This window comes from Paraburkholderia sp. SUR17 (assembly GCF_029536165.1).
GTDB lineage: Bacteria > Pseudomonadota > Gammaproteobacteria > Burkholderiales > Burkholderiaceae > Paraburkholderia > Paraburkholderia kururiensis.
On sequence record NZ_CP120509.1, the window covers coordinates 3,007,328 to 3,022,586 of the forward strand.

13 protein-coding genes are annotated in these 15,259 nt (G+C 65.9%); 10 read left to right on the forward strand and 3 right to left on the reverse strand.

The window, feature by feature from the left end:
• Positions 1 to 63: 63 nt before the first annotated feature.
• On the forward strand, positions 64 to 1,032 hold the full coding sequence (gene egtD, locus P2869_RS30685) for an L-histidine N(alpha)-methyltransferase (RefSeq protein ID WP_017774103.1): 969 nt from the start codon (positions 64 to 66) through the stop codon (positions 1,030 to 1,032).
• Positions 1,033 to 1,132: 100 nt separating this feature from the next.
• On the opposite strand, the gene P2869_RS30690 is transcribed toward egtD, so the two are convergent.
• Positions 1,133 to 1,429 carry an acylphosphatase gene (locus tag P2869_RS30690; RefSeq protein ID WP_017774104.1) on the reverse strand — a complete coding sequence of 99 codons (297 nt, stop codon included), beginning with the start codon at positions 1,427 to 1,429 and terminating at the stop codon, positions 1,133 to 1,135.
• Between the two features lie 172 nt (positions 1,430 to 1,601).
• Here P2869_RS30690 and hpnA point away from each other — a divergent pair, with 172 nt between their 5' ends.
• On the forward strand, positions 1,602 to 2,615 hold the full coding sequence (gene hpnA, locus P2869_RS30695) for a hopanoid-associated sugar epimerase (RefSeq protein WP_017774105.1): 1,014 nt from the start codon (positions 1,602 to 1,604) through the stop codon (positions 2,613 to 2,615).
• Positions 2,616 to 2,750: 135 nt separating this feature from the next.
• Positions 2,751 to 3,323, forward strand: a complete 573-nt coding sequence (locus tag P2869_RS30700; protein WP_277598970.1) for a hypothetical protein — start codon at positions 2,751 to 2,753, stop codon at positions 3,321 to 3,323.
• A gap of 176 nt (positions 3,324 to 3,499) precedes the next feature.
• Here P2869_RS30700 and P2869_RS30705 read toward each other — a convergent pair whose 3' ends face one another.
• Entirely contained in the window at positions 3,500 to 4,672 is a 1,173-nt protein-coding gene (locus tag P2869_RS30705; RefSeq protein WP_277598971.1) for a glycosyltransferase, read from the reverse strand.
• Positions 4,673 to 5,160: 488 nt separating this feature from the next.
• Here P2869_RS30705 and ispH point away from each other — a divergent pair, with 488 nt between their 5' ends.
• From ispH to P2869_RS30730, 5 genes are all read left to right on the forward strand, one after another.
• Positions 5,161 to 6,105: a 4-hydroxy-3-methylbut-2-enyl diphosphate reductase gene (gene ispH, locus P2869_RS30710; RefSeq protein ID WP_126875500.1), complete on the forward strand. Its 945-nt coding sequence runs from the start codon at positions 5,161 to 5,163 to the stop codon at positions 6,103 to 6,105.
• Positions 6,106 to 6,117: 12 nt separating this feature from the next.
• Positions 6,118 to 7,269, forward strand: a complete 1,152-nt coding sequence (gene hpnH, locus P2869_RS30715) for an adenosyl-hopene transferase HpnH (RefSeq protein WP_199540613.1) — start codon at positions 6,118 to 6,120, stop codon at positions 7,267 to 7,269.
• A gap of 316 nt (positions 7,270 to 7,585) precedes the next feature.
• Complete coding sequence (locus tag P2869_RS30720; protein WP_277598972.1) at positions 7,586 to 8,323, forward strand: ATP-binding cassette domain-containing protein; 738 nt, start codon at positions 7,586 to 7,588, stop codon at positions 8,321 to 8,323.
• Positions 8,324 to 8,444: 121 nt separating this feature from the next.
• Positions 8,445 to 9,974 carry a cache domain-containing protein gene (locus P2869_RS30725; protein ID WP_277598973.1) on the forward strand — a complete coding sequence of 510 codons (1,530 nt, stop codon included), beginning with the start codon at positions 8,445 to 8,447 and terminating at the stop codon, positions 9,972 to 9,974.
• A complete protein-coding gene (locus P2869_RS30730) occupies positions 9,971 to 10,624 on the forward strand; it encodes a response regulator transcription factor (RefSeq protein ID WP_126875504.1) in 654 nt (217 codons plus the stop codon). The genes P2869_RS30725 and P2869_RS30730 overlap by 4 nt, the downstream gene beginning before the upstream one ends.
• Before the next feature lie 9 nt (positions 10,625 to 10,633).
• Here the strand turns inward: P2869_RS30730 and P2869_RS30735 are convergent, their stop codons facing one another.
• On the reverse strand, positions 10,634 to 11,239 hold the full coding sequence (locus P2869_RS30735; RefSeq protein ID WP_026121297.1) for an ABC transporter substrate-binding protein: 606 nt from the start codon (positions 11,237 to 11,239) through the stop codon (positions 10,634 to 10,636).
• Between the two features lie 178 nt (positions 11,240 to 11,417).
• On the opposite strand from P2869_RS30735, the gene P2869_RS30740 reads away from it, so the two are divergent.
• Both P2869_RS30740 and P2869_RS30745 read left to right on the forward strand, forming a co-directional pair.
• Positions 11,418 to 14,051, forward strand: a complete 2,634-nt coding sequence (locus P2869_RS30740; RefSeq protein ID WP_277598974.1) for an MMPL family transporter — start codon at positions 11,418 to 11,420, stop codon at positions 14,049 to 14,051.
• Positions 14,048 to 15,076 carry a VacJ family lipoprotein gene (locus P2869_RS30745; protein WP_277598975.1) on the forward strand — a complete coding sequence of 343 codons (1,029 nt, stop codon included), beginning with the start codon at positions 14,048 to 14,050 and terminating at the stop codon, positions 15,074 to 15,076. Before P2869_RS30740 ends, P2869_RS30745 begins: the two co-directional genes overlap by 4 nt.
• Positions 15,077 to 15,259: the final 183 nt, after the last annotated feature.

Below are 15,259 nucleotides of genomic sequence, written 5' to 3' on the forward strand. Positions count from 1 at the left end.
GACACGCAACGCGCAGCCGCACGAACTTCGCCACCCATTGCACACCGCCCGACTGGAGCCCTCATGACTCTGCCCGCGCTATCGCAAGATTTCTCCGCTGCCTTCGCCGCCGACGTTCGCGCCGGACTCACGCGCCGCCCGCAAAAGGAATTGCCGTCGAAGTATCTGTATGACGAAGTGGGTTCATCGCTGTTCGAAGCCATCACGACGCTGCCCGAGTACGGCGTGACGCGCGCCGAAGAGCGCCTGCTCACGCAGCACGCCACCGACATCGTGGCGCAACTGCCTGCGGGCGTGACGGTCGCGGAACTGGGAAGCGGCAGCGGCCGCAAGACGCGCCGCATTCTGGAAGCGCTGTGCCGCAAGCGCCCTACCGCGTACTGTCCGATTGAAATTTCGCGCACCGCGTTGCAATTATGTCGCCGCGAACTGGGCGACATCGAGCGCATTTCGATTGTGGGTTACGAGCGAGATTACCTCGCAGGGCTCGCCGAAGTGAGCAAGCGCCGTGCCGAAAACGAGCAACTGCTGGTGCTGTTTCTGGGCAGCACGATCGGCAATTTCGCGCGGCTCGCCGCCACGCGCTTTCTGCGCGACATCCGCGCCATGCTGAAACCCGGCGACGCGCTGCTGCTCGGCACCGACCTCGTGAAACCCGTGGATACGCTGCTCGCCGCGTATGACGACCCCATCGGCGTAACCGCGGCATTCGACCTGAATCTGCTTGCGCGGATCAATCGCGAACTGGGCGGCGACTTTCCGCTCGACGCGTTCGAGCACGTCGCGCGTTTCAATGCCGACGCGCGCAGCGTGGAGATGCATCTGCGCGCCACGCGCCCCGTTACGGCTCACGTGCGCGCGGCGGACCTCGCCGTGACGATGGCTCCCGGCGAAACGATCTGGACGGAGAGCAGCCACAAGTACCTGGCCGACGAAGTGCCGGCCATTGCGGGCGATGCGGGCTTTACGTGCCGGCGTCAATGGATAGAGCGCGACTGGGGATTCGCAGAGAGCCTGCTCGTGGTGTCGTAACCCGACGAGAAGAAGAAGAGCAATGCGGGCGGGGGCGCGGCGTGCACGCGCTTCTGCCGCTGCTTGCGCTTCTGCGCGGTTGCGCGCGTGACCTTCGCGCTCAGTGCTGCTCGAAGCGCTCGTAGCGCTTTTCGGTGTAACGCTCTTCGCTCGCCACTTCCGTGACGCGCGCCGACGGCGGTCCGCGACGCAGCCACGAGAGCATCCTGTCCACCTGATTCGCCGACCCCTGCACGACCGCCTCCACCGACCCGTCATCGAGATTGGCCACATAACCGCGGATGCCGAGCGCGTGCGCCTGACGCACCGTGGCATGCCGAAAGCCGACGCCCTGCACGACGCCGCGCACCCGCACGTAGTACGTTTCGATTCGCGAATCCAGGTCCGTACTGGTCATCGCATCGCCTCCTGTATCCTTTCACGCCGGCATTGTAGTCGCGCGCCCGCAAGGCCGTACAATCGCGGGCACTCGCGGGCACTCGCGGTCGCACGGCATCGGCGCTTCTGCGCTCGTGCATGACACGGCGGCGCTGCCGCCTTCTCTTCACCCATCAGGAATCGACTACCGAATGAGCGATCAACATCGCGACCTCGTGCTGGTGACCGGCGCATCGGGCTTCGTCGGCTCGGCTGTCGCGCGCATCGCGCAACAAAAAGGCTTCGCGGTACGCGTGCTCGTGCGCGCGTCGAGCCCGCGCAAGAACCTCGACGCGCTCGACGCCGACATCGTCGTGGGCGACATGCGCGACGTCGCTTCGATGCGTGCCGCGCTGCGCGGCGTGCGCTACCTGTTCCACGTCGCCGCCGACTATCGGCTTTGGGCGCCGAACCCGGCCGAAATCGAACGCGCGAATCTGGAAGGCGCCGAAGCCACCATGCGCGCGGCGCTGCACGAAGGCGTGGAGCGCATCGTCTACACGAGCAGCGTCGCCACGCTGAAGGTCACGAGTTCAGGCCAATCCGCCGACGAAACCTCGCCGCTCACGGCAGACCAGGCCATCGGCGTCTACAAGCGCAGCAAGGTGCTTGCCGAGCGCGCGGTGGAACGCATGATCGCGAACGACAAGCTGCCCGCCGTGATCGTGAACCCGTCTACGCCCATTGGTCCGCGCGACGTGAAGCCGACGCCTACGGGCCGCATCATTGTCGAAGCGGCGCTCGGCAAGATTCCGGCTTTCGTCGATACGGGGCTCAACCTCGTGCACGTCGACGACGTGGCCGCGGGTCATTTCCTCGCGCTCGAACGTGGCACGGTGGGCGAGCGCTACATCCTGGGCGGCGAGAATCTGCCGCTGCAACAGATGCTGGCCGACATTGCGAGCCTCACGGGACGCAAAGCGCCTACGCTCGCGCTGCCGCGCTGGCCGCTCTATCCGCTCGCCGTGGGCGCGGAGGCCGTGGCGCGCTTCACGAAGCGCGAGCCGTTCGTGACCGTGGACGGCCTCAGGATGTCGAAGAACAAGATGTACTTCAGTTCGGCGAAGGCCGAACGCGAACTCGGCTATCGTGCGCGGCCTTATCGCGAGGGACTGAAGGACGCGCTCGACTGGTTCCGCGAGGCGGGGTATCTGAGCGGTAAGTAGAAGGCCGTTGGGCCGCAAGCAGGGCCGCCCGCTTCTACGCGCTGTTAAACCTCTGTTACAACGTTGGGCGGTCGGCGGCGGGTCACGGCGTGCACGCAGCAGTTAAAATCGCGGGTCTTACCTGAGAAGCTCCGCATGAACCTTCAAGACCAGATCGGCGCGCTCGACACGGGCGTCGATCAGCTTATTCAAGCCGTGGTGGCCGCACGCGCCACGCGCCCCGCCGAAGCGGCAACCGTGCCGCCCGCCGCTCACGACGACACGGCTCCCGCGCAGACCGCCGAATCGGTCGCTGCAAGCGCTTCGGCCTCTGCAGCCGCTGCGGTCGAGCAGAACGCCGAGGCCGAAGCAGCCGAGGCGACGGCCCACGAGCCCGCCGCGCAAAAGCCGACGCTCGAAATTGCACGCCCCAGCCAGAACGAAATCACGATGACGATTGCGGGCCAGACGGTCACGCTGCGTCCCGAGGAGATCGGTCAGCTGATAGAAGAGCTTTCGAATGCGCGCGCTTCGATGACGCCGGAACCACCCGCGGGTCTACCGCCGGGCTGGCGGTTCGTATCGACGAAGAACCCCGTGATGGCCGTGCAGAAACAGTCGAATGGCGACCGCCTGCTCGTGATGCGCCATACCGGCCACGGCTGGGTGCCATTCACGTTCTCGCCGGACATGGTCATCCAGATGTACATGATGTTGACGCAGCGTTGATGCGTGCGAGACCGGTGCGCGCATTGCCAGCGTTGCCGGGTTTGTCGCCGGTTCACGCGTGCCGATGTTGCCGGCCCTTCTTTTCCCGAGTCATTCAACCCGAGTCGTTCAACGGCAGCGAGCGGTGCAATGGGCCTTGAGCCGTGTCATCGTCGCCGCGCCCGCACCGCCCCGCTTCAGCGCTCCTGGGCCGGCGCCTGCACGCGCGCCTTCCACTGCCCGCCCTTGCCGCGCCAGTAGCGCCATGCCGACGCGAACGTGGCGCCTACATAGAACAGCGCGATGAGCGGCAACACCGGCGCCCACAACATCGAGCAACGGTAATAGAGCAGCATCGGCGCATAGGCGCAGCACATGGCGGCCCAGGCGAGCCACGCGGGCCACGCCGCCGCGCCCAGCGCGAGCGCCACGACGGGCGGCACGAGATAGATGATGGTCATGCCCGCCATCGTCCCGGCCAGCAGCCAGGGCGAATAACGCAGTTGCGTGAACGCGGTGCGGGCGATCATGTTCCAGATCTCGCGCCAGCTTTCGTAGGGACGCAGCGATACGCTGCGCGCCGCCACATCGAGCCGGATCGCGTGACGCCCCTCGCCGCGATGCTTGATGCGCGCCGCAAGACTGCAATCGTCGATCAGTTCGCCGCGGATCGATTCGATGCCGCCCGCTTCTTCCAGCGCCTCGCGCCGCACCAGCATGCAGCCGCCCGCCGCCGCCGCCGTCTTGTTGCGCGGATTGTTGACCCACGCGAACGGATAGAGCTTCGCGAAGAAGAACACGAACGCGGGAATCAGCGCCTTTTCCTGCAGCGTGTCGCAGCGCAGACGCACCATCAGGGAAACGAGATCGCGCTTTTCCACCGTCGCGCGCATCACGAGCTGCGTGAGTGCCTCGGGCGGATGGCCGATGTCGGCGTCGGTGAGCAGCAGGTAGTCGGCAGGCAGACCCAGCGTGCGCACTGCCTCGATGCCCTGCGACTGCGCCCACACCTTGCCCGACCAGCCCGCGGGCAGCGGCTTCGCGCCGATCACGGTGAGCCTGTCCGGATACTGGAGCTGCAAGGCAGCGGCGCGGGCCGCGTCCGCGGTGCCGTCGGTGCTGTGATCGTCGACGACGATCACGTGAAACGCGCCCGCGTAGTCCTGCGTCAGCAGGGACGTGACCGCCTTCGCGATCACGTCGGCCTCATTGCGTGCGGGCACGACCGCCACCACGGCGGGCCAGCCGCCGGCCGGTTCCGCGACGGGCAACGGCGCGGCGGGACGCTCGCGCCAGAAACCGCCGCGCGCGAAGAGCAGCACGCACCAGATCAGGAGCGAGATGCACGACAACACAAATAGAACAGCCATCCGGCTTTGCCCTCGAATGATGGATCAGGAGGCCCTGACGTGGCCCAGCGCGGCTCGCATGGTCCGCGGGCCCGATGCGCGGCATGAGCCGCACGCCACACCGAATCCCGGAGCGCGAAATTTCGCCCGAATTTCGCCTGTAATACGGACGTAAGGCGCACGGCCACGCAGGCCCATACCGCGCCCCATGAACGACAGCGCACAGGGCGGCATAGTTTAAGGGTTCCGCTCGCCTGTTGCACCGCGCCAGCACCGCCCGCTGATGGTCTTGCGGCATATTTCCGGCCATGTCGCGCGCGAAGCAAAGCGGGCGTGATGAGGTTAGAATGCGCGTTTGGCCCAGGTGTGCCGGCGTTCTGCCGGTTTTCAGAAACACCAATTAATATGATGGTCGCGGCGATAAAGCCGCTTAAGCCCGCTTCGAGCATGGCTCGGGCAGGGCTTGAGCGGCTTCTTCGAAACCCGCGTCAGTCGGAGTTCGCCACCCTATGCGAGTCATCCTTGCCCAACCCCGCGGCTTTTGTGCGGGGGTCGTTCGCGCGATCGAAATTGTCGACCGCGCCCTGCAGAAACATGGCGCACCCGTCTACGTGCGCCACGAAATCGTCCACAACCGGCATGTGGTTGAAAATCTGCGCAACAAGGGCGCACGTTTCGTCGAGGAACTCGATGAGGTGCCGCACGGCGCCGTGGCTATTTTCAGCGCGCACGGCGTGGCAAAGAGCGTCGAGGTGGCCGCGCAAGAACGCGACCTCGACGTGCTGGACGCCACCTGCCCGCTCGTTACCAAGGTTCATGTGCAGGGCCGTCAGTATGTGGCAGCGGGACGCACGCTAATCCTGATCGGCCACGCGGGCCATCCCGAAGTGGAAGGCACGATCGGCCAGATTCCCGGCAAGGTGCTGCTCGTGCAGAGCGAAGCCGACGTCGCGAGGCTCGATCTGCCTCTCGACGCACCGCTTGCCTACGTCACGCAGACCACGCTTTCGGTGGACGACACGCGCGGCATCATCGATGCGCTGCTCAACCGCTTCAGCGACATCGTGGGCCCGGACACGCGCGACATCTGCTATGCCACGCAGAACCGTCAGGCCGCGGTGCGCGAACTCTCGACGCTAGTGGACGTGCTGCTCGTGGTGGGCGCAACGAACAGCTCGAACTCGAACCGGCTGCGCGAGATCGGCAGCGAAACGGGTGTGCCGAGCTACCTCGTCGCCGATGGCTCCGAAGTGCAGCCCGAATGGTTTGCGAATGCGCAGGCCGTCGGGATCACGGCAGGTGCATCGGCGCCGGAAGAAATGGTGGAAAACGTAATCGACGCGCTGCGCGCGTTGGGGCCTGTCGAGGTGTCGACGATGACGGGTCAGGAAGAAAAAGTCGAATTCAAGCTGCCGTCGAAGCTGCTGCAACCGCTCGCCGCGCGCGAAGTTTAAGGAGGACATCTCTTGTCTATTCCGCTGCTGCAACAAGTCCGCGTTGGCGCCTACATTGCGCGCCAGCATCTCCGGGGCAACAAGCGCTATCCGCTCGCGCTCATGCTCGAACCGCTGTTTCGCTGCAACCTTGCCTGCAATGGCTGCGGCAAGATCGACTATCCGGACCCCATCCTGAACCAGCGCCTCTCGCTCGAGGAATGTCTGCAAGCCGTGGACGAATGCGGCGCGCCGGTGGTGTCCATTGCAGGCGGCGAACCGCTGCTGCACAAGGAAATGCCGCAGGTCGTGAAGGGCATCATCAGCCGCAAGAAGTTCGTGTACCTGTGCACGAACGCGCTGCTGATGGAAAAGAAGATGGACGACTATCAGCCGAGCCCGTATTTCGTGTGGTCGGTCCACCTGGACGGCGACAAGGACATGCACGATCACTCGGTGTCGCAGGAAGGCGTGTACGAGAAGGCCGTCGCCGCGATTCGCGAAGCGAAACGCCGTGGCTTTCGCGTCAACATCAACTGCACGCTGTTCAACGACGCGATTCCTGAGCGCGTGGCCGCGTTCTTCGACACGCTCGGCCCCATCGGCGTGGACGGCATCACGGTCTCGCCGGGCTACGCCTACGAGCGCGCGCCGGACCAGCAGCACTTCCTGAACCGCGACAAGACCAAGCATCTGTTCCGCGAGATCTTCAAGCGCGGCAACAACGGCAAGAAGTGGTCGTTCAGCCAGTCGAGCCTGTTCCTCGATTTCCTCGCGGGCAACCAGACCTATCACTGCACGCCGTGGGGCAACCCGGCGCGCACGGTGTTCGGCTGGCAGCGTCCCTGCTATCTGGTGGGCGAAGGCTACGCGAAGACCTTCAAGGAGCTGATGGAAACCACCGAGTGGGAAAAGTACGGCACCGGCAACTATGAAAAGTGCGCGGACTGCATGGTGCACAGCGGCTTCGAAGCAACGGCGGTGATGGACACCGTCGCGCATCCGCTGAAGGCGCTCAAGGTGAGCCTCAAGGGCCCGAAGACGGAAGGCGCGTTCGCGCGCGACATCCCGCTCGATCGCCAGCGTCCCGCTGAATACGTGTTCTCGCGGCACGTCGAAATCAAGCTCGAGGAAATCCAGCACGCTGCGCAAACGAAGAAGCCGGCGACGGTCGCCGCGCACTGAGTTCGCGCTCCACCGCGTTGGCGCGCGTTCCTGCAGGCGCGTTCGCTATCCGGATTTACTGCTGAAGGGCGTAACGGCTCATGCCGTTACGCCCTTCCTGTTTTATGCGGATGGATTTATACGGCGCGGCGTGAATAACTCATACGCATTAGCGCACGCTGCCGGAACCGTTATTTCAGCGCGTCGGATCAGTATTCGCTCTCGTAGCAGTTGGTCGGTCTTTCCATACGCATTACAATTTGCTTTCTCTCGATTTGGAATAATCGTCTCGTTTGAGGTAATGCATCGCGTATTACCCGCCGAAACCCTGAACGCCATGACCATGCTGCTCGAACTGAATGCCGTAAGACTCGCCATTGGAACCAACTGCCCTGAGCACAGGAAATCGCGCCCTGATGCCAACGGCTTTAATCTCACGCTCGCACGCGGCGAGATTGGCTGCATCACGGGCGCACCCGGCGCCGCAAAGACGAGATTGCTGCGCGCTATCGCCGGCTTCGAGTCGCTCCACGGCGGCACTATCGCCATCAACGGCAACGCCGTCGCCTCGAAAAGCATGGCGCTTCCGCCGTACAGGCGCCGTATCGGCATGATGGTTCAGGACGACACCCTGTTTCCGGACCGCAGCGTCACGCGGAACGTCGCGCTCGCGCTCGGCGCGCTGGACGGCGACCAACAGGGACCGCGTGCGACGGAAGTGCTGGCCCAGGTGGGCATAGCGGACCTGGCCGAAGCGCTGCCCGAGGCGCTCACGCCGGCCCAGGTGCAGCGCGTGCTGCTTGCGCGCGCCATGGCGCCGTCACCCGAACTGCTGCTGCTGGACGAACCGTTCGCGCCGCTCGACCCCGACGCCCGCGAGGCCTTCGCGCAAGACTTGCGGCGCATCCTCAAAGCCACGGGCCAGACCGCGCTGGTCGCCACGCGCGAGCCTAGGCCGTCATTCGCTTTCGCCGACCGCGTCGGCGTCATGGTCAATGGTCTCGTCGTGCAATGGGACTCGCTAGCTGGCGCAAATGGCCTGCAAGAGCGCGAATCGACGGGCTCCACTCACTAGTAAAACTGCTGCCCAGCCGCAGGCGCACGGCGGTGTAGTATTCGCTTTCCCCTTGCTACACGCGCGTGACAGCGTAAGGCCGCTACCGGATTCCCCGTAGCGGCCGCCGTGTTTTCCTACGATGAATCTGAAGACGAGGATCTTCCTGCTAGCCGTGGTGCCGTTTCTCGTGGCAATTGCGGGAATCGGCATTGGCGTGCGCCAGCAGGCCACCGCGCTCGCCCGCACGCAGCACGCCACCATGGAAGCGGCGTACCTCTCCAGCAAGGAAATCGAGCTCAAGCATTACGTCGACCTGGCCACCAGCGCTATTGCGCCGCTCTACGACAACGCGACGGACGACGCGCGCGACGACGTCACGCAGCGCGCCCGGGCGCTGGAGCGGCTCGAAAAGATGGACTTCGGCAAAGACGGCTACTTCTTCGTCTACGACATGCATGGCCGCTCGCTCATGCATCCGCGCGAACCCAATCTGGTGGGCCACGACCTCTGGGACCTGCGCGACCCCGGGGGCACGCTCACCATCCAGCGGCTCATCGCGGCCGCCTCCAGCGGTGGCGGCTATGTACGCTACATGTGGCACCGGCCGTCCACGGGCAAGCTCGCGCCGAAGCTCGGCTACGTCGTGCCGCTGCCGCGCTGGGGCTGGATGATCGGCACCGGCATCTATCTGGACGACGTGAACGCGACGCTTGCCGGCATCGACGAACACGCGTCGGCCAACATCGAACGCACGATGACGTGGATCGCTGGCATCGCGCTGGCGGGCGTGGCCGTAATCGCCATCTGCGCGCTGGTGCTGAACGTGAGCGAGTACCGCAGCGCGGACGCAAAGCTCAAGCGCCTCGCGCAGCAGGTGGTCGAGTCGCAGGAAAACGAGCGGGCGCGTCTTTCGCGCGAGCTGCACGACGGCATCAGCCAGATGATGGTGTCGGCGAAACTGCTGCTCGAATCGGCGCTCGCGCGGCTGGAACGCGGCGAGACACGCGTGCCCGCCGCCGAAACGGCGCTGGCCACGAGCCTCACGCGGCTCGGCGACACGCTGCGCGAAGTGCGCCGCATCTCGCACGCGCTGCGCCCCGCCATGCTCGACGACCTGGGCCTCGCCGCCGCGCTCGAACAGCTAAGCCGCGAGATGGGGGAAGAGACGGGCATCGAGATTGGTTTCACGCAGATCGCGCACACGCACGCGGCAGCCTTGCCCGACGCCGTGAACACGGTGCTCTTCCGGATCGCGCAGGAGGCGCTCACGAACATCGTGCGTCACGCCGAGGCGAAGCGCGCGGCGTTGACGCTGGACGTGGCATCGAGCGCCGTCACGCTGACGGTTGCCGACAACGGTCGCGGTTTCGACGTGGAGCGTGCGCTCGCCGACCCGCGCGCCGGCATCGGCCTGCGCAACATGCGCGAGCGGCTCGAAACGCTGGGCGGCACGCTCGCCATCGCTTCGCAGCCCGGCCACACGATCATCAGCGCGCGCGTGCCCGTGAGCGCCGCCGCTGAACAACGGTCCAGCGGACGACCTCTTGCGTCATCACAGCCGCCACGGCACACCAACAGCGAGCCCGCCGCGACGACCGCCACGACTTATGCCGCAGCACCGGCCACGAGCCTGCCTGTGCCGCCCTCCCGCACCGGGACTTCGACATGAACCACACCGCTTCCCCCGCCCGCATCGTGCTAGTCGACGACCATCCGCTCGTGCGCGACGGGCTGCGCGCCCGGCTCGAAGCCGTGCCCAACCTGCAGGTGGCGGGCGAAGCCGGCAACGCCGACGAGGCGCTCGCGCTCGCCGGATCCATTGAACCGGACCTCGTGCTGATGGACGTGGGGATGAACGGCATGAACGGCATCGCGCTGGCCAGCCTGTTTCACGAGCGCTTTCCGGGCATTCGCGTGCTGATGCTTTCCATGCACGACAACATCGAATATGTGACGCAGGCGGTGCGCGCGGGTGCGGGCGGCTACGTGCTGAAGGATTCGCCCGCAACCGAGATCGTGCACGCCATCGAGGCCGTGCTCGCGGGGCAGACGTTCTTCAGCGCGGGCATCGCGAAGAAGATGATTCATGCGTCCGCCATGCAGACGCCGGTGGAACGGCTCACGCCGCGCGAGCGCGACATTCTGGATGCGCTCGCGCTTGGGCTGTCGAGCAAGCAGATCGCACAGCAGTGCGGCCTCTCGGTGCGCACGGTGGAGACGCACCGGCTCAACCTGAAACGCAAGCTGGATATCGAGGGGCAGGCCGAACTGATCAAGTTCGCCGTGGAGCACCGCCGCGGGGCTGACCGCAAGCGGTGACCCCGGGGCTCAGCCCGCCGTTCGGGCGTTGTGTTCGACCAGGAACTTGATGAGCCCTTCGATGCCGCCCTTGGCGATCTGATCGGCAAACTGCGTCTGATACACCTGGATCAGCCACGCGCCCATCATGTTGATGTCGTAAATCTTCCAGCCCGATGCCGTTTTTTCCAGGCGGTAGTCGATGGCGTCGTCGCCGCCGTTGCTGATTACGTGCGACTGCACGACGGTATCTTTGGACGCCGACGCCGTGCTGGAAGGCAGGAACTTGAACGTGACGTCCTGATTACGCAGCTGCGAGAGCGATTCCGCGTAGGTGCGCACGAGCAGCGTCTGGAATTGCTGGTACAGCTGTTGCTGCTGCTCAGGGGTTGCGGTCGCCCATGCCTTGCCGACCGCGATGCGCGCCGTGCGCTGGAAGTTCGTGTACGGCACGAAGTGCGTCTGCACCACCTGCGTGATCTTGCCCATGTCGCCGCCGCGCGCCTGCGGGTCGGCCTTCATCGCCGTCACGGTGCCTTCCACGGCGTTCTTCACCACGGCATCCGGCGTGGCCTGGGCAAAAGCCGAGGTGGAGACCACGAAAGCTGCCACAAAAGCTGACAAATAACGTTTCATTGCTGTTCCGGACTTAAAAAGAGGTGCGGATCGCGTCGACCGCGACCCGCAACGGGCCAGTATACCGAGTTTGGTCGAACCGCCCGGTGTGCCGCGCTGCCGCGCCCGCCGGAGCAGGGTCGGTATACTTGTGCGCTCTTTCCAGAAAACCCGCCATCGACAGGGCCCCCGCCTGTATATGCTGAAGCCATTTATCGTCCGCCTCGTCGCCTGGTCCGTACGCCGTCCGGCGTGGGTCATCGCCGTCTCCCTGCTACTCGCCGTTCTGAGCAGCATCTACGTTGTCCAGCACTTCCGCATCAATACCGACGTCAGCCAGCTGATCGAAAACGACAAAGACTGGGCCGCGCTCGGCGACGCCATCGACCAGGCCTTCCCGCAACGCACCCAGACCGTGCTGGTCGTGGTGGAAGCGGACGCCCCCGAATTTGCCGACACCGCCGCCGACGAACTCGCGGCCAGCCTCAAGAAGGATACGAGCGAGTTCAGCTCGGTCACGCAGCCCGCAGGCGGTCCCTTTTTCCAGCACAACGGCCTCTTGTTCCTGCCGGTGAACGACGTGCTCAACACCACCGGCCAGCTCGTGCAGGCGCGTCCGCTGGTGAATGCCCTTGCGCAGGATCCGAGCCTGACCGGCCTTGCCGGCGTGCTCACGACGAGCCTGATGCTGCCGCTGCAGATCGGCCAGGTGAAGCTGCCCAACATGGCGCATCTGCTCTCGCAGAGCGCCGACGTGCTGGACCGAGTGCTGGCCGGCCAGCAGCCGGCGTTCTCGTGGCGCGGGCTCGTTGATAAAGACGCCGCCGCGAAGCCCGCTTACGCGTTCGTCACCGTGCAGCCCGTGCTCAACTACGCGAAGCTGCGCGCGGGCGCGAGCGCCTCGGCGGCCATTCGCGCCCAGGCCGCCGCGCTGCACCTCGACACGCGCTACGGCGCGAAGGTGCGGCTCACGGGCGAACAGCCGCTCGCCGACGAGGAATTCGCCTCCGTCGAAGACGGCGCCGCGCTGAACGGCGCCATCACGCTGCTCGTGGTGCTCGGCATTCTGTGGCTCGCGCTGCGTTCGGGCCGCATGATCGTCGCGGTGCTCGTGACGCTCGCGGTAGGCCTCGCCGTGACGGCCGCGCTCGGGCTGATGATGGTGAGCGCGCTCAACATGATCTCCGTGGCGTTCATGGTGCTGTTCGTGGGGCTCGGGGTGGACTTCGGCGTGCAGTTCGGCGTGAAGTACCGCGAGGAGCGCTACCACGAAGACCGCATCGAGGCCGCGCTCGTCAACACCGGCCGCACCGTGGGCGTGCCGCTCACGCTCGCCGCCGTGGCTGTGGCCGAGAGCTTCTTTTCGTTCCTGCCCACGGCCTACCGTGGTGTATCCGAACTGGGCCGTATTGCGGGCGTCGGCATGTTCGTCGCCTATTTCGCCAGCATGACGCTGCTGCCGGCGCTCATCAAAATGCTTGCGCCGCCGGGCGAGGCCACGCCGCCGGGCTTCAAGCAACTTGCGCCCGTCGACGCGTTTCTGGACCGCCACCGCAAGCCGGTGCTGATCGGCACGCTCGTCGTGGTGGTGGGCGCTTCGCCGCTGCTCGCGCGTCTTCAGTTCGACTTCAATCCGCTGCACCTGAAAGATACGCATACGGAGTCGATGGCCACGCTGCTCGCGCTGAAAAACTCGCCGGTCATCTCCGTCAACGACGTGAGCGTGCTAGGCGCGTCGCTGGCGGACGCGGACCGCATCGCGGCGCACCTCTCGAAGCTGCCTCAGGTGGGCCGCACGACGACGCTCTCCAGCTTCATTCCCGGCGACCAGCAGCAGAAGATGATGCTGGTCGCGAGCGCCGCCCAGCAGCTTCTGCCCGCGCTCACGCAAGCCCCGGCACCGGCCGCCACCGACGCCGTGCGCGTCGCGGCGCTCAAGCGCGCGGCAAACCAGCTGTCGCTCGCCGCCGACGAGCATCCGGGCGCGGGCGCTGCCGAAGCGAAGCACCTCTCGGCCACGCTGACGAAGCTCGCCAACGCAGACGCCGCCACGCGCGACCGCGCCGAAAAGGCCATTGCCGAGCCGCTGAGGCTTGCGCTCGGCCAGCTCGCCAACCTGCTGCAGCCCACCGAGATCACGCGCGCCACGCTGCCGCCCGGCATCGTGCGCGACTGGGTGGCGCCGGACGGCCACGCGCTCGTGGACGTCGCACCGAAAGTGCCACCCGGCGTGGATCCCAACGACGACGTCATGCTGCGCAACTTCGCGCAAGCCGTGAAGGCCGCCGAGCCCGGCGCGATTGGCGGTCCGATCTCGATCCTCCATTCGGCCAACACCATCATCAAGGCGTTCCTGCAAGCCGCCGCGTGGGCTGTGCTCTCCATTACGGTCCTGCTGTGGCTCGCGTTGCGGCGCTTCGCCGACGTGTTGCGCACGCTGATTCCGCTGCTGGTATCGGCCGTGGTGACGCTCGAGCTTTGCGTGGTTTTCGGCATGCCTCTCAACTTTGCGAATATCATCGCGCTTCCGCTGATGCTGGGCGTGGGCGTCGCCTTCAAGATCTACTTCGTGATGGCATGGCGTTCCGGCCAGACGGGGCTGCTCCAATCGAGCCTCACGCACGCGGTGATGTTCAGCGCCGCCACCACGGCGACGGCGTTCGGCAGCCTGTGGCTTTCGCATCACCCCGGCACGTCGAGCATGGGACGGCTGCTCGCGCTTGCGCTCTTCTGCACGCTGATTGGCGCCGTGGTGTTCCAGCCGGTGCTGATGGGCAGGCCTCGCGTGGAGCGCGCGCGCAAAACAAAACAACTCCAGGGAATCGATCAATGAAGAAGCGAAACGCCGCACTGGTGCTTGCAGCCGTAGGCGCAACCGCCCTGACGGCAGGCTGCGCAACCGGCCCGGAGCGCAAACCCGGCGATCCGCTGGAGCCGATGAACCGCGCCATCTTCAAGTTCAACGACACGGTGGACCAGGCCATCGCCGTGCCCATCGCGAAGGGCTACCAGAAGGTAACGCCGCAGCCGTTTCGCACGGCGGTGAGCAACTTCTTCTCGAACCTCGGCGACATCAGCAACTTCGCCAACGACCTGCTGCAACTGAAGATCACGGACGCCACCGAAGACCTCATGCGCGTGGCGTTCAACTCCACCTTCGGCCTGGGCGGCCTGCTCGACTGGGCGACGCCGGCGGGACTGCCAAAGCACAAGCAGGACTTCGGGCTGACGCTCGGCCGCTGGGGCATTCCGTCGGGTCCGTACCTGGTGCTGCCCATCTTCGGTCCAAGCTCGTTCCGCGACAGCGTGGGCCTCGCCGTGGACGTGCGCTTCAATCCGATGAACTACATGGAGCCGGCGGTACGCAACCCGATGTATGGCGCGCAGTTCGTGAGCGTGCGCTCCGACCTGCTCGGCGCGTCGAACCTGCTGGAACAGGCCGCGCTCGACAAGTACTCGTTTGTGCGCGACGCCTATACGCAGCAGCGCAAGTCGCTGCTGAAGGGCTCGTCGGCACCGCCTGCGCTGCCGGATTACGGCGACCCGGGCGCCTCGGATGATGGCGATACGGGTGGTGCGGGGAGTGCGGCTGGCGGTGCGGCTGATGTGAGTGCTGCTAGCGGTGCCGCGGCTGGCGGTACTGCGGCTAGTGGCGCGGCGGCGGAAAGCGCTCCAGCAGCAGGGGCAGCAGGCAACGCCGCGGCAGCGGGCGCCGCTGGCGCGCCCGGGGCAGGCGTGAGCGGCAAGGCCGGAACGGCGGCGCCGGCCAAGGCCGCGTCCGGGTCGAATGAGACTGCGGCTCCGGCTGCGGCCTCCGATGGCGCAGCGACACCCGCCAGCGCGCCGGCCGGGCAATAAAGGCACGGAGCGCGACGCGGGAAGCCTGGCCGGGAGTGCGGCCGACTGCAGCCGCTCCGGCTCCAGCCCTAGCGTCAGCGAATTCGCCGCGCGGCCGGGCCGCGCGACGCAACAAAAAGCCCTGCAAGGCTTTATGTCTTGCAGGGCCTTTTGTTGCGTGCAACTTCAGGCGTCTTCGCCTTC